General features: G+C 57.5%; 23 protein-coding genes. 9 read left to right on the plus strand and 14 right to left on the minus strand.

The window, feature by feature from the left end:
* The first annotated feature begins 315 nt into the window (after positions 1–315).
* Positions 316–1,062 (plus strand): MipA/OmpV family protein, encoded by a 747-nt coding sequence (locus tag ACQG1K_RS08870; protein ID WP_023299885.1) that lies wholly within the window; start codon positions 316–318, stop codon positions 1,060–1,062.
* 66 nt (positions 1,063–1,128) lie between these two features.
* Here the strand turns inward: ACQG1K_RS08870 and ACQG1K_RS08875 are convergent, their stop codons facing one another.
* Both ACQG1K_RS08875 and gapA read right to left on the minus strand, forming a co-directional pair.
* Entirely contained in the window at positions 1,129–2,013 is an 885-nt protein-coding gene (locus ACQG1K_RS08875; protein WP_022647789.1) for a D-hexose-6-phosphate mutarotase, read from the minus strand.
* A 74-nt stretch (positions 2,014–2,087) separates the two neighbouring features.
* On the minus strand, positions 2,088–3,083 hold the full coding sequence (gene gapA / locus ACQG1K_RS08880; protein ID WP_006809136.1) for a glyceraldehyde-3-phosphate dehydrogenase: 996 nt from the start codon (positions 3,081–3,083) through the stop codon (positions 2,088–2,090).
* A gap of 341 nt (positions 3,084–3,424) precedes the next feature.
* Here gapA and msrB point away from each other — a divergent pair, with 341 nt between their 5' ends.
* Together msrB and ACQG1K_RS08890 are read left to right on the plus strand one after the other, a co-directional pair.
* Positions 3,425–3,838, plus strand: a complete 414-nt coding sequence (gene msrB, locus ACQG1K_RS08885; protein ID WP_022647790.1) for a peptide-methionine (R)-S-oxide reductase MsrB — start codon at positions 3,425–3,427, stop codon at positions 3,836–3,838.
* 41 nt (positions 3,839–3,879) lie between these two features.
* The gene (locus tag ACQG1K_RS08890; protein WP_165715758.1) at positions 3,880–4,152 is read left to right on the plus strand and encodes a YeaC family protein; all 273 of its coding nucleotides are present in this window, start codon (positions 3,880–3,882) and stop codon (positions 4,150–4,152) included.
* 51 nt (positions 4,153–4,203) lie between these two features.
* Here ACQG1K_RS08890 and ACQG1K_RS08895 read toward each other — a convergent pair whose 3' ends face one another.
* The 4 genes from ACQG1K_RS08895 to sppA form a co-directional block, all read right to left on the minus strand.
* On the minus strand, positions 4,204–5,457 hold the full coding sequence (locus tag ACQG1K_RS08895; protein WP_022647792.1) for a glycoside hydrolase family 18 protein: 1,254 nt from the start codon (positions 5,455–5,457) through the stop codon (positions 4,204–4,206).
* Between the two features lie 224 nt (positions 5,458–5,681).
* On the minus strand, positions 5,682–6,323 hold the full coding sequence (pncA, locus tag ACQG1K_RS08900) for a bifunctional nicotinamidase/pyrazinamidase (protein ID WP_023305944.1): 642 nt from the start codon (positions 6,321–6,323) through the stop codon (positions 5,682–5,684).
* A 9-nt stretch (positions 6,324–6,332) separates the two neighbouring features.
* Positions 6,333–7,349 (minus strand): asparaginase, encoded by a 1,017-nt coding sequence (gene ansA / locus ACQG1K_RS08905; protein WP_023305945.1) that lies wholly within the window; start codon positions 7,347–7,349, stop codon positions 6,333–6,335.
* A 62-nt stretch (positions 7,350–7,411) separates the two neighbouring features.
* On the minus strand, positions 7,412–9,268 hold the full coding sequence (gene sppA / locus ACQG1K_RS08910) for a signal peptide peptidase SppA (RefSeq protein WP_023299888.1): 1,857 nt from the start codon (positions 9,266–9,268) through the stop codon (positions 7,412–7,414).
* A 167-nt stretch (positions 9,269–9,435) separates the two neighbouring features.
* On the opposite strand from sppA, the gene ACQG1K_RS08915 reads away from it, so the two are divergent.
* From ACQG1K_RS08915 to ACQG1K_RS08925, 3 genes are all read left to right on the plus strand, one after another.
* On the plus strand, positions 9,436–9,987 hold the full coding sequence (locus ACQG1K_RS08915; RefSeq protein WP_367076265.1) for an NAD(P)H nitroreductase: 552 nt from the start codon (positions 9,436–9,438) through the stop codon (positions 9,985–9,987).
* A 116-nt stretch (positions 9,988–10,103) separates the two neighbouring features.
* Positions 10,104–11,147 carry a selenide, water dikinase SelD gene (selD, locus tag ACQG1K_RS08920; protein WP_022647796.1) on the plus strand — a complete coding sequence of 348 codons (1,044 nt, stop codon included), beginning with the start codon at positions 10,104–10,106 and terminating at the stop codon, positions 11,145–11,147.
* Positions 11,148–11,151: 4 nt separating this feature from the next.
* Positions 11,152–13,074, plus strand: coding sequence for a DNA topoisomerase III (locus tag ACQG1K_RS08925; RefSeq protein WP_150312602.1), 1,923 nt, complete (start codon positions 11,152–11,154; stop codon positions 13,072–13,074).
* Between the two features lie 115 nt (positions 13,075–13,189).
* Here the strand turns inward: ACQG1K_RS08925 and gdhA are convergent, their stop codons facing one another.
* Complete coding sequence (gdhA, locus tag ACQG1K_RS08930) at positions 13,190–14,533, minus strand: NADP-specific glutamate dehydrogenase (protein WP_022647798.1); 1,344 nt, start codon at positions 14,531–14,533, stop codon at positions 13,190–13,192.
* A 225-nt stretch (positions 14,534–14,758) separates the two neighbouring features.
* On the opposite strand from gdhA, the gene ACQG1K_RS08935 reads away from it, so the two are divergent.
* A complete protein-coding gene (locus tag ACQG1K_RS08935; RefSeq protein WP_022647799.1) occupies positions 14,759–15,031 on the plus strand; it encodes a YnjH family protein in 273 nt (90 codons plus the stop codon).
* On the opposite strand, the gene ACQG1K_RS08940 is transcribed toward ACQG1K_RS08935, so the two are convergent.
* The gene (locus tag ACQG1K_RS08940) at positions 14,991–15,407 is read right to left on the minus strand and encodes a pyrimidine (deoxy)nucleoside triphosphate diphosphatase (RefSeq protein ID WP_022647800.1); all 417 of its coding nucleotides are present in this window, start codon (positions 15,405–15,407) and stop codon (positions 14,991–14,993) included. The two genes, ACQG1K_RS08935 and ACQG1K_RS08940, sit on opposite strands and share 41 nt — an antisense overlap.
* 75 nt (positions 15,408–15,482) lie before the next feature.
* Here ACQG1K_RS08940 and ACQG1K_RS08945 point away from each other — a divergent pair, with 75 nt between their 5' ends.
* Both ACQG1K_RS08945 and ACQG1K_RS08950 read left to right on the plus strand, forming a co-directional pair.
* On the plus strand, positions 15,483–16,055 hold the full coding sequence (locus ACQG1K_RS08945) for a carboxymuconolactone decarboxylase family protein (RefSeq protein WP_038415879.1): 573 nt from the start codon (positions 15,483–15,485) through the stop codon (positions 16,053–16,055).
* A complete protein-coding gene (locus ACQG1K_RS08950; RefSeq protein WP_063163249.1) occupies positions 16,045–16,662 on the plus strand; it encodes a CDP-alcohol phosphatidyltransferase family protein in 618 nt (205 codons plus the stop codon). The genes ACQG1K_RS08945 and ACQG1K_RS08950 overlap by 11 nt, the downstream gene beginning before the upstream one ends.
* On the opposite strand, the gene ACQG1K_RS08955 is transcribed toward ACQG1K_RS08950, so the two are convergent.
* From ACQG1K_RS08955 to xthA, 6 genes are all read right to left on the minus strand, one after another.
* Positions 16,659–17,966, minus strand: a complete 1,308-nt coding sequence (locus ACQG1K_RS08955; RefSeq protein WP_367076267.1) for a sulfurtransferase — start codon at positions 17,964–17,966, stop codon at positions 16,659–16,661. The genes ACQG1K_RS08950 and ACQG1K_RS08955 overlap by 4 nt on opposite strands.
* 73 nt (positions 17,967–18,039) lie before the next feature.
* Positions 18,040–18,660, minus strand: coding sequence for an ATP-binding cassette domain-containing protein (locus ACQG1K_RS08960; protein WP_063137549.1), 621 nt, complete (start codon positions 18,658–18,660; stop codon positions 18,040–18,042).
* Positions 18,660–20,189 (minus strand): thiamine ABC transporter permease, encoded by a 1,530-nt coding sequence (locus tag ACQG1K_RS08965; protein WP_426720878.1) that lies wholly within the window; start codon positions 20,187–20,189, stop codon positions 18,660–18,662. The genes ACQG1K_RS08960 and ACQG1K_RS08965 overlap by 1 nt, the downstream gene beginning before the upstream one ends.
* Entirely contained in the window at positions 20,162–21,331 is a 1,170-nt protein-coding gene (locus ACQG1K_RS08970) for an ABC transporter substrate-binding protein (protein ID WP_426720877.1), read from the minus strand. The genes ACQG1K_RS08965 and ACQG1K_RS08970 overlap by 28 nt, the downstream gene beginning before the upstream one ends.
* A 6-nt stretch (positions 21,332–21,337) precedes the next feature.
* Positions 21,338–22,021: a TVP38/TMEM64 family protein gene (locus ACQG1K_RS08975; RefSeq protein ID WP_032624404.1), complete on the minus strand. Its 684-nt coding sequence runs from the start codon at positions 22,019–22,021 to the stop codon at positions 21,338–21,340.
* A 6-nt stretch (positions 22,022–22,027) separates the two neighbouring features.
* The gene (gene xthA / locus ACQG1K_RS08980) at positions 22,028–22,834 is read right to left on the minus strand and encodes an exodeoxyribonuclease III (protein ID WP_023299900.1); all 807 of its coding nucleotides are present in this window, start codon (positions 22,832–22,834) and stop codon (positions 22,028–22,030) included.
* Between the last annotated feature and the right edge of the window lie 88 nt (positions 22,835–22,922).

A 22,922-nucleotide genomic window follows, 5' to 3' on the forward strand; every position in this document is an offset into this window, starting at 1 on the left:
CGAAGGCTATGAACCGCAGGGTGTTCAGCAAAACCTCTTCTTAAATTAAAGCGTAGATGGCAATTGCAAAACTTGCATACGGATAAAATCTACTTTCAATGACATATCAATAACTCATCCAAAAATTTCCACTGCGGTTATAAGCGAAAAGGGGGTTTTTCATTTATCGGTCACATAAATGAAAGCGGGATGTCATCTGAAAAATGAAAAATAACGGGTTAATCAAATGGATTCGCGCGCAAAAAATTTTGGGATGTACGGGAATGGCGGTTACACTTCACCCGCTGATTATTTGACTACAGGAAAGAATGGATTGTGACCAAACTCAAACTTCTGGCATTGGGCATCCTTGCCGCGACCGCAGCGAGCACCGTACAGGCGGAGAGCCAGTGGACTGTTGGCGCGGGTGCTGGCGTGATCAACAGCCCGTACAAGCAGTATGACCGCGATGTTTATCCTGTCCCCGTTGTCACCTATGAAGGCGATAACTTCTGGTTCCGTGGATTGGGCGGCGGCTACTATCTGTGGAACGATACGGCCGATAAGCTCTCCATCATGGCCTATTACGACCCAACGTACTTTAAACCAGGCGACAGCGACAGCAATGCGCTTCGTCAGCTGGACAAGCGCAGAAGCTCACTGATGGCCGGGCTTTCTTACGTCCATAATACCCAGTATGGCTTCCTGCGCACGGCGCTGGCGGGCGATACCCTGGACAACAGCAATGGCTTCATCTGGGATCTGGCGTGGCTTTATCGCTATACCAACGGCGCGGTGACCCTGACGCCGGGTATCGGTGTGCAGTACAGCAGCGAGAATTACAATGACTACTACTATGGCGTGTCTAAGGCTGAGTCTCGCCGCAGTGGTCTGAAGAGCTACAGCGCTGATGATGGCTGGGATCCGTACCTGGAACTCACCGCCTCGTATAACTTCCTCGGTGACTGGAACGTGTACGGTACAGGCCGTTATACCCGTCTGAGCGACGAAGTGAAGGACAGCCCGATGGTCGACAAGTCCTGGTCCGGCATCTTCTCCGTGGGTGTGACCTACAAGTTCTGACCAGAACGTGATGTATTAAAACGGGGCGCTTGCGCCCCGTTTGTTTTTTATGGTGCCTGATAAATATTAGCGCTTCACAATCTTGATCGTCTGGCCTAAGCGGGACGGTTTTTCTTCGCTGGTTTTCTGCGGGGCGGTCACGCACGCGGTTTCCACACACACGAAGGTCTTGTAACCGTCATCCGGGATATCTGCCATGCTGACGGAAAGGGCAGGGCCCGGGTTCCAGCCCACCACGTTGCTATGGTGGTGGTGAACCACGTCAATGCCGCGGTTCAACGCGCTGTCGTGGATGACGCTACAGGCTTCCGGGTGCAGATACACGCGGTCGGTACGGTCCGGGAAGCTCTGAACGCCGTCGTCCAGCCTGCCTTCTTTCGCGTTGTCCACTTTGTCGATAAAGGTATCGCCAAGTCCGCTCACCTTAACGGCCTGAATGTCGCCTACGTTGAAATAGGTGTGCAGGGCGGACGTTGTTTCGAATTCGCCGTGCGCTTCCAGTTCAATCTCGCAGGTTTTACCCAGCTTGAAGCGGGCATAGAGGGTGAATTCATGTGGCCACAGGGCGCGCGTTTCATCATTTGCCTGAAGTTCAAAGGTCAACACCGCGCCGTTATCATCTTCGTTGTGGGCTTTCAGCGTCCATTGCTGGTTACGGGCGAAACCGTGAGACGGCAATCCCTGCTGCGCTGACGGACCAAACCATGGCCAGCAGATCGGTACGCCGCCACGGATCGCCGCCCCTTTTTTGAACGAGGTGGCCTCGCTCAGCCACAGGCCTTCTTCTTCGCCTTCTGGTTTCCAGGAGAGCAGGTGGGCGCCATTGAGCGCTACGGAGGCTTTAACGCGCGGATGATCGACGACGATGATATCGGCGCCGTCAATCTGACGGCGGGAGAGCACAGGGGTAAGTTGTTCGACTACCGGAAGTGCAAAAATTTTATTAATCATTAAGCAATCCTCTGTCTGAAAACAATAAAAAAGGCGACCGAAGTCGCCTTTTAGGATCAAGCACTCATCTCAACTTATTTGGAGATGTGAGCGATCAGGTCCAGTACTTTGTTAGAGTAGCCAGTTTCGTTATCGTACCAGGAAACCAGTTTCACGAAGTTGTCGTTCAGTGCGATACCTGCTTTAGCATCGAACACGGAAGTGCACACTTCGCCGTTGAAATCGGTAGATACAACGTCGTCTTCGGTGTAACCCAGAACGCCTTTCATTGGGCCTTCGGAAGCAGCTTTGATTGCTTTCTTAATTTCTTCGTAAGAAGCAGCTTTTTCCAGACGAACGGTCAGGTCAACAACGGATACGTTAGGAGTTGGAACGCGGAACGCCATACCAGTCAGTTTGCCATTCAGTTCTGGCAGTACTTTACCTACTGCTTTAGCAGCACCGGTAGAAGATGGGATGATGTTCTGAGCCGCGCCACGGCCGCCGCGCCAGTCTTTGTGAGACGGGCCATCAACGGTTTTCTGAGTAGCGGTGGTAGCGTGAACGGTAGTCATCAGACCTTCGATGATGCCGAAGTTGTCATTGATAACTTTAGCCAGCGGTGCCAGGCAGTTGGTGGTGCAGGATGCGTTGGAAACGATGTCCTGGCCAGCGTAAGTTTCGAAGTTTGCACCGCGAACGAACATTGGGGTGTTGTCTTTGGAAGGACCAGTCAGAACAACTTTCTTCGCACCCGCAGTGATGTGTTTACGTGCAGTTTCGTCGGTCAGGAAGATACCGGTAGCTTCAGCTACAACGTCAACACCGATTTCGTTCCATTTCAGGTTAGCTGGGTCTTTTTCAGCAGTAACGCGGATGGTTTTGCCGTTAACAACCAGGTGGCCGTCTTTCACTTCAACGGTGCCGTCGAAACGACCGTGAGTTGAGTCGTACTTCAGCATGTACGCCATGTATTCAGCGTCCAGGAGATCGTTGATACCAACGATTTCGATGTCAGAACGTTTCTGAGCAGCACGGAAAACAATACGGCCGATACGGCCAAAACCGTTGATACCTACTTTGATAGTCATATATTCCACCAGCTATTTGTTAGTGAATAAAAGGTTGCCTGTAAAATTACAAAAACCTTACGCAGCGTCAAGCGGAATCGTGTCAATCATTGCGACAAATCAATCCTGTGACTAACGTTTGTGCGACTGACTCGCCTCACTTTCCCTTTGAGCTAGCAACCACATGGGGGCTGCGCCCGGAATTTTAAAGGCCTCGCAGGATTAAAATGTGAAATTGATCACAATTGCCTGACCGCCTTTTCGCGACACATAAGTTTAGATCAAAAGTGCACGCGCGGGTGTTAATGTTTTGTTAGAATCTGGGTTAAAAGATGTCTGTTTCAACAGCGAGATGTAAGCATATGTCGAACCAACATAACCCCGACGATTTGAAAAAAAACCTTACAGAGATGCAGTTTTACGTAACGCAAAATCACGGCACGGAACCGCCGTTTACCGGGCGTTTGCTGCACAATAAACGGGAAGGCGTCTACCACTGCCTGGTGTGTGATGCACCGCTGTTTAACTCCCAGACTAAGTACGATTCTGGCTGCGGCTGGCCAAGCTTTTACGAGCCTGTCAGCGATGATGCGATCCGCTATCTGACGGACTCCTCGCACGGCATGGTGCGCACCGAAATTCGTTGTGGGAATTGCGACGCCCATCTCGGGCATGTCTTCCCGGATGGCCCGCAGCCGACGGGGGAGCGTTTCTGCGTAAATTCGGCTTCGATGAGCTTTACCGATGACGAAAACGGCGACCAGACCAAGGGTTGAAAAAACGATTCAGCAAATTATTCCTTTGAAAGGGAGAGATCGTGAATATTGATGACATGATTGCAGGCATGACCCCGGCGGTTTATCAGCGCCTGGTGACGGCCGTTGAGCTGGGAAAATGGCCGGACGGTGTGGCGCTCACACCTGAGCAAAAAGAGAACAGCTTGCAGCTGGTGATGCTGTGGCAGGCGCGTCACAATACCAACGCCCAGCACATGACCATCGACACTAACGGTCAGATGGTGATGAAAAGTAAGCGCGAACTGAAAGAAGACTTCGGCATCACGCCGAAGCCGATTGCAACCTTCAAATAAATCTCCCATGTAGGCCGGGTAAGGCGAAGCCGCCACCCGGCACACTACACCTTAGTGCGGGATCCCAAGCGACTCCGCCAGCTGCTTCGCTAACTGGTTGTTGTCATCCGCGCCATACTCCCAGAACATCGCCCCGGCGAGACCTTTCTCCTTGATGTAATCTGCTTTAATCGCCACGGAACGCGGGTTCTCATAGGAGATCGCAAACAGCGCCTTCCCGTCGGCGGATTTTACCGACAGCCACGGCACCTTCGCCTGTTCGTCCCAGTGCTCGGTAAAGCGTTTCTGCGGATCGTTTAGCAGTTTGCGGACGATATCGTTGTATTTCACGTAGGTATCTTTGGTCAGGTCATAGCCAAGCGATTTGAACAGGCCCAGTTCCTGCGGCCCGAAGTAGGGCTGGGTGACCGGATTGTTTTGCGCGTCCGGTTTACTCCAGTCGATACCCGGTTCAACGGCGCGCTTCGGTACACGACCGTAAAAACCGATTCCGAGGTTCATTTGCTGCGGCTTAAGGCCGGCGGCCAGATAGTTATTCACCACAAAATCAACGCTGTATTTGTCTGCGGCAGCCACCGTTGGCCAGGCGCTGGAGTCATACAGATTCGCGTTAAAATACTGCGTCCCGTACGCCATGTCGTAGGTCATCAGGTTGATGTAATCGAGCAGGGGGGCAATGGCCTTCACATCCACCCAGCTTTTCGGACTTTCTGCATTTGCGCCCACCGCAATCGTGACCAGTTTTTTCTTACCAAACGCGTCACGCATCTCTTTTAACAGCGCGGTGAAATTATCCCTGTCGGCTGGGGTGCTCTCGACCAGTCCCCACGCGCCGTTGACCGGGAACTCCCAGTCGAGATCGATCCCGTCCAGGCCGTATTGACTGACGATCTGCTGTGCGGAGCGAATAAACACCGCGCGGCTCTCTTTGGTAGCCGCTGCGCCAGAAAAACCACGTGCGCCCCAGCCGCCAACGGAAAGCAGCACTTTTAAATTCGGGTTTTGTTTACGAAGCTGAGGAAGTAACGCCAGGTCGGATGCCACCTTGGGTGATAACCAGATTTGATGCAGTTTTGCCGGATCTTTCAGTGCAGGGTTGGTCTCGTCTTTCTCGTTGTTATAGACCAGACCAAACGAGTAGTTGAGGTGTGTGATCTGACGGACATCGAGTTTATTGATATCGCCACCCGGTCCGGCGGTAACATCGCCACCGCCATTGAAGTAGCCCACGGACATCAGGGGCGCGGCGGAAGCCAGTGACGCGCAAAGCAAGGGTAATGCTGCCAGCAAGGGCAAACGTTTCATATAAGTTCCTCTTTGACTGAATAAAAATAACCACGCCACAGAAAAGGCGTGGCGAAAAAACAGCCTGAAGAGAATACCATCGCCGCTTCGCTTGTGATGCGAGGGAGTTCACTTTATGGGAGATCGGGGAGGGGGTTTTGCCGGGTGGCGCTGATGCTTACCCGGCCTACAAAACCAGAGAAAGTAGGCCGGGTAAGGCGAAGCCGCCACACGGCTAAAAAAGCTTACGCCTGCGTCTCCATCCAGTCAGCCAGCGTATACAGCGTTGCGCCTTCTGCGGCCATATCCATAAACGCCTGGGCGCTGTCATGCGGCTGAATATTCACCCCGCGACAGCCGTCGGTAATGACATTCACGGTATAGCCCAGCTGGAGCGCATCCAGCACGGTGAACTTCACGCAGTAATCCGTCGCCAGGCCCAGCACAATCAGCTCGGTGATCTCATGATGGCGTAACCATGCGTCCAGCGCCGTCTTCTGGCGGTGACCGTTATCGAAGAATGCGCTGTAGCTGTCGATGGTTGGGTTTTCACCTTTGTGGAACACCGCGTCGATGGCCTTCTGGTTCAGCAGCGGATGCAGCTCAGCGCCTTCCGTCTGCTGCACGCAGTGATCGGGCCAGAAGGTTTGCGCCAGTCCGTCCAGTTCGCCCTGGCTGTAAGGCTCAACGTTGTGCTGGCTGGCAAAGCTGCCGTGGTTTGCCGGATGCCAGTCCTGACTCGCCACCACCGCTTCATCACGAGCCTTACACCACTCAATCAGCGAATTCGCGACGTCGACGGTGCTGTCGCCTTCCGCGACGGCCAGCGCACCGCCCGCACAGAAATCATTTTGCAAATCGACCAGTAACAGGGCGCGTTGCTTCATGGGAACTCCTTATTCGTCCGGCGTCAGTTCACCGCGCAGGTTTTGCATCATGGCGCGGCGAATGGAATCAATATCCAGATCCTGACTCAATAAATAGTGAAGTTTAGTCAGCGTTGCCTCAACGGTCATATCGAAACCACTGATCACGCCAGCGTGCGCCAGGGCGTTGCCGGTGGCGTAGCCGCCCATATTGACCTTACCGGACATACACTGAGTGAGGTTCACCACCACAATCCCGCGATCGCTCGCCTCCTGAAGCTCTTTCAGGAACTCACCGTTCTGCGGGGCGTTACCCACGCCATAGGAGCGCAGGATCAGCGCCTTCACCGGCTGGCGCAGGAAGTTGCGCACCACGTCGGCGGAAATACCCGGATAAATCGTCACCACGCCAATCGGCTGCGGGGTGATCGGGTGAACGATCAGCTCGCCTGCAGTATTTGGCGCGGGCGGCGTGCCCAGACGACGGATATGGATCCCCGCTTCCAGCAGCGGTTGCAGGTTAGGTGAGGCAAACGCGTCAAAGCCGTCAGCGTGCGCTTTAGTGGTACGGTTCCCGCGGTACAGTCGGTTGTTGAAGAACAGCGTTACCTCGTTGATCGGGTAATTAGCGGCCACGTACAGGGAGTTAAGCAGGTTGATCTGCCCGTCTGAACGCAGTTCCGCCAGCGGGATCTGCGAACCGGTCACGATGACGGGCTTGCCAAGGTTCTCCAGCATGAAGGAGAGCGCCGAGGCGGTGAACGCCATGGTGTCGGTGCCGTGCAGGATCACGAAGCCGTCGTACTGGTCGTAATGGGCTTTAATATCGTCCGCAATATGCTGCCAGTCTTCCGGCGTCATGTCGGAGGAGTCCATCAGCGGCTCATATTCGTGGATGGTAAAGTCCGGCATTTCCGGACGGTGGAATTCAGGCATCAGCGCCAGCTGGCGCTGCAAATGGCCAGAAACCGGAATATAGCCATTTTCTGAGCGCTGCATACCGATGGTACCGCCGGTATAGGCGACATATATTGATTTCTTCTGCATGGTAATGAGTTCTTGTTCTTCAAAAGAAAAAATCCCCTCTTAACGGGAAGAGGGGACGGTTTTTAACGCACGTTCGCACAGGTCAGGCAAAACGCGTAACGGCTTTGCGGATCGTTGAAAGTCGCGAGCTTATCGCTCTCCGCTTTCATGGCTTTAGCCGCCGTCGCCACCGGCGCCGGCAGATACGCCTGAAGCGCTTCCGGCAGCATGGCGCGGACGGAGCCGGACATGCTGTCCATGACCATATCGAAGAACGTCGGTTCGTCCTGATAATAGTCAACGTGCCACTGCTTGAGCTTCGCCAGTTCCGCCGCTTTCTTCACGGCATCGTCGAAGTCACCCAGGCTGTCTACCAGACCGTTGCTCTTCGCATCCTGGCCGGTCCAGACGTGGCCCTGCGCGATCTGGTCAATCTGGTCTGGCGTCTTTTTACGGGAATCCGCCACCAGCGTGATGAAGCGCTTATAGCCACTCTCAATGCTGAGCTGCATCATCTCGGACACCTCAGGCGGCAGAGATTTAGTCACGGACACATCCGCCAGCGGCGAGGTGGAAACGCCGTCGGTATGAACGCCGAGATAATCCAGGCTGTTCTCTACGGTGTTGATCACGCCGAAGATGCCAATCGAGCCGGTCAGCGTGCTTGGGTTAGCCACAATGTAGTTGGCTGGCGTCGAGATCCAGTACCCGCCTGAAGCCGCCATGCCCCCCATCGAGACCACGACCGGCTTGCCCGCGGCACGCGCGGCGGCCAGCTCAGCACGGATCACCTCGGAGGCGCTGACGCTGCCGCCAGGGCTGTTCACCCGCAGGACAATCGCCTTCACTTTCGGATCCAGACGCGCATCGCGGATCTGCGACGCGGTGGTGTCCCCGCCGACGTTCCCCGGCGTTTCTTCACCGTCCATAATGGCCCCGTTAGCAAACACCACGGCGATGCTGTCACCGCTGTCATCCGGCTTTTTCGCGGCGTAGTCATACATGCTGATGGCGCTGTAGTTCTTGTCCTCTTTACTCCAGCCGAACTGTTTGGTCAGCGCTTTTTCGATTTCAGCGCTGGAACCCAGCCGATCGACCAGTTTGTTATCAAGCGCGTATTTCGCTGTATCGCCGTCCACTTTGCGCAGGCCCTCCAGCACACCGCGCGCGCCCGGGAAGACCTGCTCAGCGGTCATTTGACGGTTAGCGGCAATGGTGCCGAGATAGTTCTGCCACAGCTCGCCAATCCAGCGGCTGTCCGCTTCACGGGCGGCAGGGGACATATCATCACGGATAAACGGCTCCACGGCAGATTTATAGGTCCCGACGCGGAAGACGTGGGTAGTGACCTTCAGCTTGTCGAGCAGCGATTTGTAGTACAGACCATTTGTGGCGAAGCCATGCAGATCGACCGTGCCCTGCGGAGAGAGCCAGATTTTGTTAGCAAAGCTCGCCAGATAATATTGCCCCTGGGTGTAGCTGTCGCCGACGGCAATGACCGGTTTACCGCTGTCGCGGAATTCCCGCAGCGCTTTCCCGATGTACTGCATCGAAGGCTGATCGGCTCCGGCAAAATCTTTCAGATCCAGCACGATACCGGTAATGTTGCGATCGTCTTTGGCCTGACGGATCGTGTCGACGATATCAAACAGGGAGTTTTCCTGCAGGCGGTCTGAAGTCGCGCCGAACAGCTGGCGGCCAATCACGCCCAGACGATTGCTGGTCGATGGCTTATCAACAATCACACCGGTGATATCGAGGAGCAGTGCGCCGCGCGTCGAATTCTGCGCCTGGCTGGCGCTGCTGAGATGCATCCAGATACCTGCGCATACCAGGACCAGGAAGATGAAGAAGATATTCATCACCAGGTTGCGGACGAAGTTGAGCAGTCGCCACGTCCATTTAAAGAAACCGGCAAAGATTCGCCAAAGGGTTCGCATGTATTCTCCCTAACCAGAAAAGGACTGTTTCCGTCGCCACAGGACGGTAATGTGCGGTTATCGTAATGACCCAACCGCCACTTGTCAGCAGGAATCGCCTGCCACGCTGTAACAAATTCTGCTGTCGTGTTAATTTTGTGAGTAAATTTCACGAAAGGAGTTAACCAATGGACGCACTTGAACTGCTTGTTAACCGTCGTAGCGCTTCCCGCCTGGCCGACCCGGCCCCCGTCGGCGAACAGCTGGAAAACATTCTGCGTGCCGGAATGCGTGCGCCGGACCATGGCACATTGCAGCCGTGGCACTTCTTTATTATTGAAGGCGAAGGGCGCGACCGCTTCAGCCAGCTGCTGGAGCAGGGGGCGGTTGCCGCAGGCCAGGATGAGAAGGGGATTGATAAAGCCCGCAACGCGCCGTTACGTGCGCCGATGATCATCGCGGTAGTCGCAAAATGCCAGGCCGACCATAAAGTGCCGGTCTGGGAGCAGGAGATGTCTGCCGGTTGCGCGGTAATGGCAATGCAGATGGCCGCCGTCGCGCAGGGCTTTAACGGCATCTGGCGTACCGGGCCGCTGACCGGGAGCGCCGCCGTGCGGGAAGGCTTCTCCTGCGGTGAACACGATAAAATTGTCGGCTTCCTCTATCTCGGCACCCCGCAACTTAAAGCCTCCAGCACCATTAGCGTGCCGGACACCACGCCTTTCGTCAGCCGTTTTTAATTACACGCGCTAAACTGTCTGGATTCTGAGCATCCGCCGCATAATTCAGACAGTCATACTTACCTCTTTATGGAATGAGCGCTACCATAGCGCGATTGAGATGACAGGAGACGTCCATGAGCGAGCAAACCATTCGTTTAACGCAATACAGCCACGGAGCCGGTTGCGGTTGTAAAATTTCCCCGAAAGTGCTGGAGACCATCCTGCACAGTGAACAGGCGAAGTTTGTCGACCCGAACCTGCTTGTCGGTAACGAAACGCGTGACGATGCAGCGGTTTATGACTTAGGTAACGGCACCAGCATTATCAGCACCACTGACTTCTTTATGCCAATTGTCGACAACCCGTTCGACTTCGGACGCATTGCGGCCACCAACGCCATCAGCGATATCTTCGCGATGGGCGGTAAGCCGATTATGGCGATCGCCATTCTGGGCTGGCCGATTAACACCCTCCCGCCGGAGATTGCCCGCGATGTCATCGAAGGCGGACGCTTTGCCTGCCAGCAGGCGGGTATTGCCCTGGCCGGTGGTCACTCTATCGATGCGCCGGAGCCGATCTTCGGCCTGGCCGTCACCGGCGTGGTGCCGACCGAACGCGTGAAGCGCAACAGCACCGCGCAGGCGGGCTGCAAGCTGTTCCTCACCAAGCCGCTGGGCATTGGCGTACTGACAACCGCCGAGAAAAAATCCCTGCTGAAGCCCGAGCATATTGGTCTGGCAACGGAAGTGATGTGCCAGATGAACCTTGCCGGTGCGGCATTCGCCAGTATCGACGGCGTGAAGGCCATGACCGACGTGACCGGCTTTGGTCTGCTGGGACACCTCTCTGAAGTCTGTCAGGGCGCGGGCGTGCAGGCGCAGGTCTGGTATCAGGATGTGCCGAAGCTGCCGGGCGTGGAAGAGTACATTGCTCAGGGCGCCGTTCCGGGCGGGACGCAGCGCAACTTCGCCAGCTACGGCCATTTAATGGGCGAAATGCCGGAAGCGTGGCGCAATCTGCTGTGCGATCCGCAAACCTCCGGCGGCCTGCTGCTGGCGGTGACGCCGGAAGCAGAAGCTGACGTTCAGGCAACGGCGGCCGAGTTTGGCATCACCCTGACGGCCATTGGCGAGCTGGTGACCGCCCGCGGTGGCCGCCCGATGATTGAGATCCGTTAATTCGATGCGGTTGTTTATTGCCGAAAAGCCGAGTCTGGCGCGAGCCATCGCCGACGTGCTGCCCAAGCCGCATCGCAAAGGTGATGGCTTTATCGAATGCGGTAACGGGCAGGTGGTCACCTGGTGTATCGGTCACCTGCTTGAACAGGCGCAGCCGGATGTCTACGACAGCCGCTACGCCCGCTGGAATCTCAACGATCTGCCGATCGTGCCGGAAAAGTGGCGTCTGCAACCGCGTCCTTCCGTCACCAAACAGCTCAACGTCATTAAGCGTTTCCTGCATGAGGCGACGGAAGTGGTCCACGCGGGTGACCCGGACAGGGAAGGGCAACTGCTTGTCGACGAAGTGCTGGACTACCTGGAGCTGGCACCGGAAAAGCGCCAGCAGGTGCAGCGCTGTTTAATTAACGACCTCAACCCGCAGGCGGTGGAGCGCGCGATTTCGCGCCTGCGCGCCAACAGCGAATTTATTCCCCTGTGTGTCTCCGCGCTGGCGCGTGCGCGTGCCGACTGGCTGTACGGGATCAACATGACCCGCGCCTACACCATCCTGGGACGCAATGCGGGCTATCAGGGCGTACTCTCTGTTGGGCGTGTTCAAACCCCGGTGCTGGGGCTGGTGGTGCGTCGCGACGAAGAGATCGAAAATTTCGTCGCCAAAGACTTCTTCGAAGTCAAAGCGCATATCGTCACGCCGAAAGACGAACGCTTTACCGCCGTCTGGCAGCCGAGCGATGCCTGTGAGTCATATCAGGACGAAGAGGGGCGGCTGCTACATCGTCCGCTGGCGGAGCACGTGGTTAACCGCATTACCGGCCAGCCCGCGATCGTTACCAGCTATAACGACAAACGGGAATCAGAGCCCGCACCGCTGCCGTTCTCCCTTTCGGCGTTGCAGATCGAGGCCGCGAAAAAGTTTGGCCTGAGCGCGCAGAACGTGCTCGATATCTGCCAGAAGCTCTATGAAACCCACAAGCTGATCACCTATCCGCGTTCGGACAGCCGCTATCTGCCGGAGGAACACTTCGCCGGACGCCACTCGGTGATGAATGCCATTGGTGTCCATGCGCCGGATCTGTTGCCGCAGCCGACGGTAAACCCGGATACCCATAACCGCTGCTGGGACGATAAAAAAGTCGATGCCCACCACGCGATAATCCCGACGGCGCGCACCAGCAACGTCAACCTGACCGACAACGAAGCAAAGGTCTATAACCTGATCGCGCGTCAGTATCTGATGCAGTTCTGCCCGGACGCGGTTTTCCGCAAGTGCGTTATTGAGCTGGAAATTGCCAAAGGCAAATTTATCGCCAAAGCGCGTTTCCTCGCGGAAGCGGGCTGGCGCACGCTGCTCGGCAACAAAGAGCGTGACGAAGAGAACGACGGCACGCCGCTGCCGGTCGTAGCCAAAGGCGATGAACTGCTGTGCGAAAAAGGCGAAGTGGTTGAACGTCAGACCCAGCCGCCGCGCCACTTCACCGATGCGACGCTGCTTTCGGCCATGACCGGGATCGCCCGTTTTGTGCAGGATAAAGATCTGAAGAAGATCCTCCGCGCCACCGACGGTCTGGGTACGGAAGCAACCCGCGCGGGGATTATCGAGTTGCTGTTTAAGCGTGGTTTTCTCGAGAAAAAAGGGCGCTATATCCATTCGACAGAGCCGGGCCGGGCACTGATTCACTCCTTGCCAGAGCTGGCCGCCAGACCGGACATGACCGCGCACTGGGAGTCGGTGCTTACGCAGATCAGCGAAAAGCAGTGCCGTTACCAGGACTTTATGCAGCCGCTGGTGGGGACGCTTTATCAGTTGATTGATCAGGCGCGCAGCACGCCAGTGAAGCGATTCCGGGGGATGGTTGCCCCGGGTGGCGGGGCGAAGAAACCGTTCAAAAAGAAAAAAAGCGCAGCCAAAAATACCACCGCTTAAACCGTAGGCCGGGTAAGGCGAAGCCGCCACCCGGCAAAAAGCAGTTCTGCGGCCTGTAAAAAAGCCCGGTGGCGATAACGCTTACCGGGCCTGCAAGGGCGAGAATGCAGCGAAACTAAATCACACCCTGCCCGATCATCGCATCGGCCACCTTCACGAACCCGGCGATGTTGGCGCCGCGCACGTAGTTGGTCTGTGAAGCCTCACCGCCGTACTCCACGCAGGCATGGTGAATATCAAGCATAATGTGGTGCAGACGGGCATCCACTTTCTCCGCCTTCCAGCCCATTCTCGCGGCGTTTTGTGCCATTTCCAGACCGGATGTTGCCACCCCGCCCGCGTTCGCCGCCTTGCCTGGCGCAAAGAGTACGCCCGCGTCCAGGAACAGATCGGTCGCTTCAATGGTGGTGGGCATATTTGCCCCTTCCGCTACCGCCTTCACGCCATTGCTAATCAGCGTCCGGGCGGCATCCACGTCCAGCTCGTTTTGCGTCGCGCACGGCAGGGCGATATCCACCGGCACACCCCACGGCTGTTTACCTTCCAGATAGGTCAGGCCAAACTCTCGGGCATAATCCGCCACGCGGCCGTCACGGCTGGCTTTGATTTCGCACAGACGCGCCAGTTTTTCTGCTGTGAAGCCAGCTTCATCCACCACGGTGCCGCTGGAGTCGGAGGCGGTCACTACGCGCGCGCCAAACTCCATCGCTTTCTCGATAGCGTACTGCGCCACGTTGCCGGAGCCGGAGACCGCCACGCGCATCCCCTCGAAGCTCAGCCCGTGACGCTTAAGCATCGCTTCAGTGAAATAGACCAGACCGTAACCCGTCGCTTCCGGACGAATCAGGCTGCCGCCAAACGACAGACCTTTGCCGGTAAAGACGCAGGCGCTGTTGTTGGAGAGCTTTTTCATCATCCCGGCCATAAAGCCCACTTCACGACCACCCACGCCGATATCCCCGGCAGGAACGTCGGTGTCCGGCCCAAGGTGGCGATAGAGCTCAGTGACCAGCGCCTGGCAGAAGCGCATCACTTCGCCTTCGCTCTTGCCTTTCGGATCGAAATCACTCCCGCCTTTACCGCCGCCCATCGGCAGGGTAGTGAGCGCATTTTTAAAGGTCTGCTCGAAGCCGAGGAATTTCAGAATCGACAGGTTCACCGAGGGATGGAAGCGCATCCCGCCCTTAAACGGCCCAATGGCGGAGTTAAACTGCACGCGCCACGCGCGGTTGACCTGTACCTGATTGCGATCGTCCACCCACGCCACGCGGAACTGGATGACGCGCTCCGGCTCCACCAGACGTTCAAGCAGCGCCATCTGGCGGTAGCGCGGATTTTCCTCAAGGAAGGGCCACAGGGTGGTCATGACTTCACGAACGGCCTGGGCAAACTCGCTTTGGTGCGGGTCGCGCTGCTGAACATGGGCAAGAAAGCTTTCCAGAGAGCGTGTCTGATCCATAGATATAAGAACCTCTTATAATAATTTATGCGTGTGGCGGAGATGTTTTGTGTCGTTTTTTTGACTATACCACCCGCACCGCTTTGAGAGGCAAGCAGAAATTTAGGCCGAAAGGGAAATTAATGACAAGGCGCGCGTCATAACCAAAAGCGATGACGAGATAAATTAAAGATCCCGTCAGGATCTACCGTTATAGATATAAACGATGCAAAGGAAATTAAGTCTATGAACCGTTTCGCAATGGCCGCGTTATGTTTGATGGTGTCCGCCGGGGCACAGGCTGATCGCATTCGCCCGGATGTCGAAGTTAACGTGCCGCCAGAGGTTTTTAGCGCTGGCGGCCAGCGTGCGCAGCCGTGTAATCAGTGCTGTATCTATCAGGATCAAAACTATTCCGAAGGCGCAGTGGTCAGGGCGGATGGCGTGCTGTTGCAGTGCCAGCGTGATGAACGCACCCTCAGTACAAACCCGCTGGTCTGGCGTCGCGTAAAAGAATAAACGCTTCCAGAAGCGGTATATCCGCCGGGGCTAAATCATACGTGAACGCGTCTTCTGGCGTGCACCACACCAGCGCCGAGTGGTAGTGCGCCTTCAGCTCGCCGCTAAATTCCGGCACGTGCCAGGCGTGGAGGTGGATCAGCCGCTGCGACACTTCCCGCTGGTGGCTTGCCACATACCGCGCGGGCACGGCTTCAATGCCGAGCTCTTCGCGTAGTTCGCGGATCAGCGCTTCCTGCTGGGTCTCACCGGCTTCAACCTTCCCTCCCGCAAATTCCCACATTCCTGGCTGATCGGCATGTTCGGGACGCTGCGCCAGCAAGATCTTGCCCTCTTTTTCGAGGATGGCCGCAACCACATCGAGTGTTTTCAGCATGTTCGTCAATAATTAATAGCGAAAAACGACATATTATCGTGCCCTGCCAAAGAGTCCAGTCATCAGGAGAATCAGGTGAAAGAGACAGCCGCCTGGGTTGCGCCCATGGAAACCCTTCCCGTCAGCCTCAAGCCCATTGCTGCCATGCAGAAAAAACACTTCGGCGCGGTGCTGAACCCCACGCGCTGGTGGGGGCGTATGCCGCGTCTTTTCTGGTTGGTAGCGCTATTTGTCGGCTATCTGGAGCGGCGCAAGGCGCGTTTGACGCCGGTTCTGCGTTCGTTACTAATGACGCGGGTCTCGCAGATCTGCCACTGCGCATTTTGTATTGATGCCAACAGCCTGCGTCTGGCCGAGCGGAGCGGGGCGCTGGATAAAGTGCAGGCCGTCAACGACTGGCAAAATTCCACCCTGTTCAGCGAAGAGGAGCGCGCGGCGCTGGCCTATGCGGAAGCGGTCACCGCCACGCCGCCTCAGGTGGATGAAAATATCAAAAACCAGCTGAAGCGCCACTTTAGCGAAGAGACTATCACCGAAATGACGGCTCTGATTGCCTTTCAGAACCTTTCCGCCCGCTTTAACGCCGCGCTGGATATCCCGGCTCAGGGCCTGTGTGCCACGTTTAAAGGTGAACCGCATGCTGGATAAACATCTGCATCCACGGCTGAAGCCCGGGTTAAATCAGCTGGCCGCCGCGCTGGATAAACCGTTTATTACGCCTGATGGGTTAACGCTCGCCGGGTTTGCGATTGGCGTACTGGCGTTACCGTTTCTGGCGTTGGGCTGGTATCTGGCGGCGCTGGTCGCCATTGTGCTGAACCGGCTGCTGGATGGTCTGGACGGTGCGCTGGCGCGTCGCCGTGGCCTGACGGACGCGGGAGGATTTCTTGATATCGCCCTCGACTTCCTGTTTTACGCGCTGGTACCGTTTGGCTTCGCGCTGGCCGCTCCGGCTGACAATGCGATCGCCGCCGCCTGGCTGCTGTTCGCGTTTATGGGGACGGGCAGCAGTTTCCTGGCCTTTGCCGCGCTGGCGGGCAAGCATAATATCGACAACCCCGGCTACGCGCACAAGTCGCTTTATTACATTGGAGGATTAACTGAAGGAACGGAGACCATCGCGCTGTTTGTGCTGTGCTGCCTGTTTCCGGCACACTTCACGCTGTTTGCCTGGGCGTTTGGCACGTTGTGCTGGCTGACCACCACAACGCGCATCTGGAGCGGTTACGTGACGCTGAAGTCACTCCCCCGCTAGCGTGTACTCTCCGGTCCACGCTCCCCGGTGGAGACCGGGTTCTGCGGATGGCTGCTCCATTCGTACCAGCCGCCGTCGTAGACGGCAACGTTTTGCCAGCCCATGGCGCGGGCGTACATGAAGGCTTCAGACGCGCGCCAGCCGGTGCCGCAGTAAAACGCAACGTGCTGCTCCGGCAGGATATTCCACGTCTTCCACATGGCGGCGATGTCATCGGCGCTGCGCATGGTGCCATCCGGATTGTGGAAATCTTCCATGTGGGTCGCGTCGCTACCCGCATGGCCCCAGCGCGCACCGGCAATGTCACCTTTTGGCTTGATATAGCTGTAGCCGCTGGTTTCACCGATAAACTCTGGCCAGGAACGAATGCTCACCAGGGATGCATCCTGACGGTGCAGCATTCCCCGGGCCTGTTCCATATCCACCATCAGCCGGGGCTGGCCCGGGATCGGCGCGCCAAAATCAGGGGCTGGCTTCACGTTCTCAGGCGTTCCGCGCTCAACGGGCAGGCTGGCGTCTGACCATGCCTTCCAGCCGCCGTCCAGAATTCGCACATCCTTCACGCCCGCGTAGAGCATGATCTGCGCCACGCGCGCGGCGGCATATACGTCGCGACCGTACAGAATGACGGTGGTATCGTGACGGATCCCGTGCTTCGCCAGCATCGCTTTCAACTTTTCGTCAGCGACCTTATTCCACAGCGGTTCGCTTTCCACTTCATTGGTGTCGATGTAGCCCGCGCCGGGAATGTGGCTCAGGAGATAAAGCTTCGGCGCACCCCAGCCAGCCTTGATCACCTTCCACTCTCCGGCTGGTGCGGCGGTAACGGGTTTGCCCTGCTGCAACAGGTGGATCCACTGCGGATAAACCAGCTGTTCAAAATGTGCCAGACGTTGCAAACGGTCGGATTGTTGCAGGGCATCGCTCAGGATGGAAACGTGGGTAAAACCCGCTTTTTCCAGCCGCGTTTTGACGGTCTGGTTATCATCATCGTGGCCATAGAGCGCAACCGGCATGTCGGGCGTAATCCGATGCTGTTTTGCCCAGCCGCTGAGCTGTTCATCGCTCATTGCCCCAAGCCAGCCTGCAGAGAGATTAAGCGCGGCGGGTTCATGCCCGGACGTTCCGCGCAGCGTCTGCGGCCAGCCGTTATAGAACGCACTGATGCGCGTATCAATTACCGCGCCGTTATGCGCCTGGAGTTGGTCCAGCGTGAGGGAGTGGGGCATATCAGCCGCCATGGAGGAGAGTGAGGCGAGGCCGCAGATCAGAGCCAGCGCGGTCAGTTGAGAAACACGTTTCATCGAAAAACCTGACGTCATTAAAAGAGGGTGGCATTGTCGTCTCTCCTGAAGCCAAAAACATTGCGTTAGCACATTATTGCCAGCGAGAAATCTCAATCACCTCTCCGCCGGGCGGGATATCTTCCTCATCATGCGTGACCAGCACCATCGGGATCTTGCGCTGGCGAGTGGTTTCGAATACCCACGCCCGGAATGAGGCGCGGAGCGTTTTATCCAGTCGGCTGAACGGTTCGTCGAGCAGCAATGCCTGCGGCTGGGCGAGAAGGGCGCGCAGCAGGCTGACCCGGGCGCGCTCGCCGCCGGAAAGGGTCGCCGGATCGCTGACATAGTGGTTTGCCAGCCCGGCAGATTCAAGAGCCTGCTCTACCGCGTCGCGCCGCGCGCGTCCGGCAATGTGCGCCGGCAACGCCAGCATCAGGTTTTGCCCCACGCTGAAGGCGTCAAACAGCAGGGCGTCCTGAAACAGAATGCCGATCCCGCGCGTTTCCACGGGGAGCATATCGCAGCGACGATCGTTCAGCCACAGCTCGCCGTGCGCCTTAAAATCAGCGGATAACGCGCCCACCATCCAGGCGAAAAGGGTCGATTTCCCGCTCCCGGAGGGTCCCATCAGCGTGAGAATCTCCCCTGCCGGGACGCGGAAGTTGACCTCACGTAAGAGTGGCGCAATGGTGAGATTTTTCACGTTCAGCATTAACGTAATCCTTGTCTGTGACGGCCCACGAGCCGGGCGAGCAGCCCGGCAAGGGCAAATACGCTGCTGGTCAACAGCAACAGACCCAGCGCCCGGCTGGCGAGGATCGGAACGCTGCCGCCGCTGCTGAGGGCGACCGCCTCCGTCGTCAGAGTAGTAAAACGACCCGCTCCCAGCCAGAGGGTGGGCATGTACTGGGCCATGCTCACGGAAAAGCCGGTCGCAAAGGCCAGCAGTGCCGGACGAACCATCAGGGGACATTTCACTAACCAGAAAATTTTCGCCTGTCGCCAGCCCAGCGTTCTGGCGGTGAGGATAAGCCGGGGATCGAGCCTGCGCCAGGCCGGTTGCAGCACCAGGAGCATCCACGGGAGAACCCAGAGCATATGGCTCCAGAGCACCGCAGCGTACTGGCCGTCGATGCCCAGCCACAGCGCCACGGCATACTGCCCGGACACGAGGGGCAGCGCCGGGAGGGCAAGCGGCAGCCAGATCCACACCGCGCCGCGCTGGGGTCCCCACTCAAGCCAGATCATGAGGATGGCCAGCGCTGTCAGGCTGGACAGCAGTCCCAGTGAAAGGCTGTCGCTGACGGGGGCGGTGTCGTCCCGGCGTGCCAGCATCAGCAGAACCAGCGCACAGAGCACGCCGCACAGCGGCAGTAACCCGCCCAGCGTCCGTGCGGGCAGCGCCGTATGCGAAGCGCGACGTACCCCCGAGACATCAGGCTGGGCGCGCCGCCAAGCCGTCCAGAGGCCGTATCCCACCGCGGTAAGTGCGGCCAGCAGCAGGAGCAACACCAGACACAGCAACGTTCCCTTTGTCTGCTGCTGCGCATCGCCCTGGGTCAGCCACTGCCAGGCCAGCATCGCCAGCGTAGGTGGGTTGCCCGGCCCGAGCACGATCGCCACATCCACCACGGAAAGCGACCAGGCGAGCACCGCCAGCATCACGGCGCCCAGCGCGGGGGCGATAGCCGGGAGGACGAGCCAGTTGAGCGCCTGCATTCGTCCGTAGCCGAAGGTATGCAGGACAATTTTCTGCTGTGCGAGGCGCTTTTCAGGCAGCGCGGCGTAGATTGCCCACAGAACGAACGCGCTCTCTTTGACCGCAAGCGTCAGGCCAAGCCCGATACCGTAGCGGTCAAGCTGCGGCGAACAGACTGTACAGATCCGGTAAAACTGACCGCCTTCCGCAAACAGCAGCAGCGCGCTGGTGGCGAAGGCGATGTGCGGCACGGCTAACAGCCACGGCAGACGGGTGCTCAGGCGCTGCCAGCCATCACCCGGCCAGAGAAGCGCAAGCAGGCTCAGGGCGATAAACAGTGAGCCCAGCGTCGCGATGAGGGTTGACACCAGCGTAGCGGCCAGCGCCTGCGGCAGCTGCGGGTCGGCAAACAGCGCCGCCCAGTTACTGAGAGAAAAAGCCGGGGCCAGCAGCATGCCGCTGGCGGGAAGCAGTGGCAGATAGATGACCGCCATTGCCGCCCATACCAGCCCGCTTAGCGGGTTCCGTAGCGGCGAAGCCATTCCTGCTCCAGGGCGTTAACCCAGGCGGCGTGCGGTTCGGGAAGCACATCAGGCGTGCCTGAAGGGGTAAAGGCATGAAGCTGTTTTGCCGCTTTCGCAGGTAGTTTGGCACCATCCAGCACGCTCGGGTCACCCCAGACGGCAGGATCGGCTTTGCGGATCTGCGCCTGCGGTGACAGCAGGAAATTTGCCACCACTTTCGCCCCTGCGCTCGCACTGGCATTTGCCGGGATAGCGACAAAATGGACGTTGCCGATCATGCCTTTGAGAAAGCCGAAACTGTAGCTGTCGGCAGGCAGTTCACCGCTCGCCACCTTTTGCATCGCATGGGCGGGGTTAAAGGTGAGCGACAGGTTCAGGTTGCCGCTGGCCAGCAGCGTATCCATGCGCGCAGGCGATGGTGGAAAATCGTTCCCTTCGCGCCACAGCAGGGGATGCAGGGTATCAAGATAGTCCCACAGCGGCGCGGTGATCTCTGCAAAGGTGCCGTCCGGCGCGTTTTTTAACGCCTCCGGATGGGCGGTCAATGCCAGCAGAAGCTGTTCAAGAAACGCCGTGCCGGTAAAATCCGGCGGTCGCGGATAGCTCACCTTGCCAGGGTGCTGCTGAGCGTAAGCCAGCAGCGCGTGGGGATCTGCCGGAGGCGTCGGCATACTCGCTTTACGGGCGATGAAGGTTAACTGCGCGCCGCCCCATGGGGATTCCGCCCCATCGGTCGGGATGGCAAAATCTTCCGTGACCGGTTTACGGGTATCGACGTAACGCCAGTTGGGCAGGGTTTGCGCCCAGCCGGTGAGCAGCAGGTTTGCCTCCTTCAGCGTGCGGAAGTTTTCCCCGTTTACCCAGAGTAGATCCACCGACCCGTTACTGCTGCGTCCTGCGGCCTGTTCCGTCTGGATCCGCTTCACCGCATCGGCGGCATCGGCCAGATGAACGATCTTCAGGTTAATGGCATAGTGCGTTTTCATCTCGCCGCTCACCCAGTCGAGGTAGCGGTTAACGGCCTCGTCACCGCCCCAGGCGTTAAACCAGACGGTCTGCCCGGTGGCCTGTTGCTGAATGGATTGCCAGCTTTCTGCGGCGAAGGCAGAGGTTGCCAGCAGCAGACTCGTCAGAAACGCGCAAAAACGCACCCGGCGCATAATGCCTCACTTTTTAATCGAAGGGATGTAACGGGAAAACAGCCAGCGAGTGACCAGCGGTAATAACCCTAATAGTGTAAAGGCGAACAGCAGTCCCGGCGACACAATATCGCGCAGCGTGGTGAGTTTTCCCAGCTCGCGTCCGGCGTTCAGATAAATGACGGTGGCAGGTAGCATCGCAAGCTGGCTGACCCACCAGTAGTGACGCACCTGGATACGTGTTAGCCCCATCAGCAAATTGACCAGAAAGAACGGAAACAACGGCATCAGGCGCAGGGCAAAAAGGTAGCGCGCGCCATCGCGAACCATCCCCACATCGATCGTGTTCATCTGTGCGGCAAAGCGCCGTTGCACCCAGTCACGCAGCAGATAACGGCTGACGAGCATGGCAAGCGTGGCGCCGAGCGTCGAGGCCAATGACACCAACAGCATCGCCTCCCACAGGCTGAAAATCGCCCCGCCGAGCAGCGTCAGAAGCGCGGCCCCGGGTATCGACAGCGCAGAGACCAGAACGTAAACCGCAAAATAGATCAGCGCGCTCTGAAGGGGCGCCTGCTCCACACGATCGAGCAACGTTTGCTGGTGTATTTTTAGCGTGTCGAGGGAGAGCATGCCCGGAGGAAGCAAAACAACGATTAAAACAAATGCGCCCAGAAGGGCGCACAGGAGACTGATTTTTTTTATATTCACTGAGGATTACAGCTTGAACGTTGCCCATACCGGCGCATGGTCGGACGGTTTTTCCATGCTGCGAATATCATAGTCGATACCGGTTTCGATGCAGCGTTCGGCCAGGGGGGCGCTCGCCAGCAGCAGATCAATACGCAGGCCCCGGTTGTCATCGAAGCCTTTAGAGCGGTAGTCAAACCACGAGAAGCGATCCTGCGTCTCCGGGTTAGCGGTGCGGAAGGTATCCACCAGCCCCCAGTCAAGCAAGCGCTGCATCCACTCGCGCTCTTCCGGCAGGAAGGAACATTTCCCGGTGCGCAGCCAGCGCTTGCGGCTGTCTTCGCCAATGCCAATGTCCAGATCAGTCGGGCTGATATTCACATCCCCCATGATCAGCACCGGATTATCTTTGTTGAGTTCGGTCGTAAGGTAGTTTTGCAGATCCTGATAAAATTTGGCTTTGGCCGGGAATTTGGTCGGGTGGTCGCGGCTTTCACCCTGCGGGAAGTAACCATTAATCACAGTGATGTTACCCAGCGGGGAAGGCAGCTCAGCCATGATGAGACGACGCTGTGCTTCTTCACCGTCACCCGGAAAGCCACGACGCACCGACACCGGCGTATCTTTGGTCAGCAGCGCAACGCCGTAGTGGCCTTTCTGACCGTGGTAAAAAACGTTATAGCCCAGCTTCGCTACCTCTTCGAGCGGGAACATATCGTCGTGAACTTTTGTCTCCTGCAAGCCGATCACATCTGGCTGATGTTGCTCAACAATCGCTTCGAGCTGGTGAGGACGGGCACGCAGGCCGTTGATATTAAAAGAGACAAATTTCATAGTCGCTGCCAATGCAAGGTGAATAGTGCAAGGATGGTAGCAGAATTTACGTCTTCTGTTATCCGCTTCGCCCAATTACTGCGACAGA

Source organism: Enterobacter cloacae complex sp. 402C9 (genome assembly GCF_050030745.1).
In the GTDB taxonomy this organism is placed as follows: Bacteria; Pseudomonadota; Gammaproteobacteria; order Enterobacterales; family Enterobacteriaceae; genus Enterobacter; species Enterobacter intestinihominis.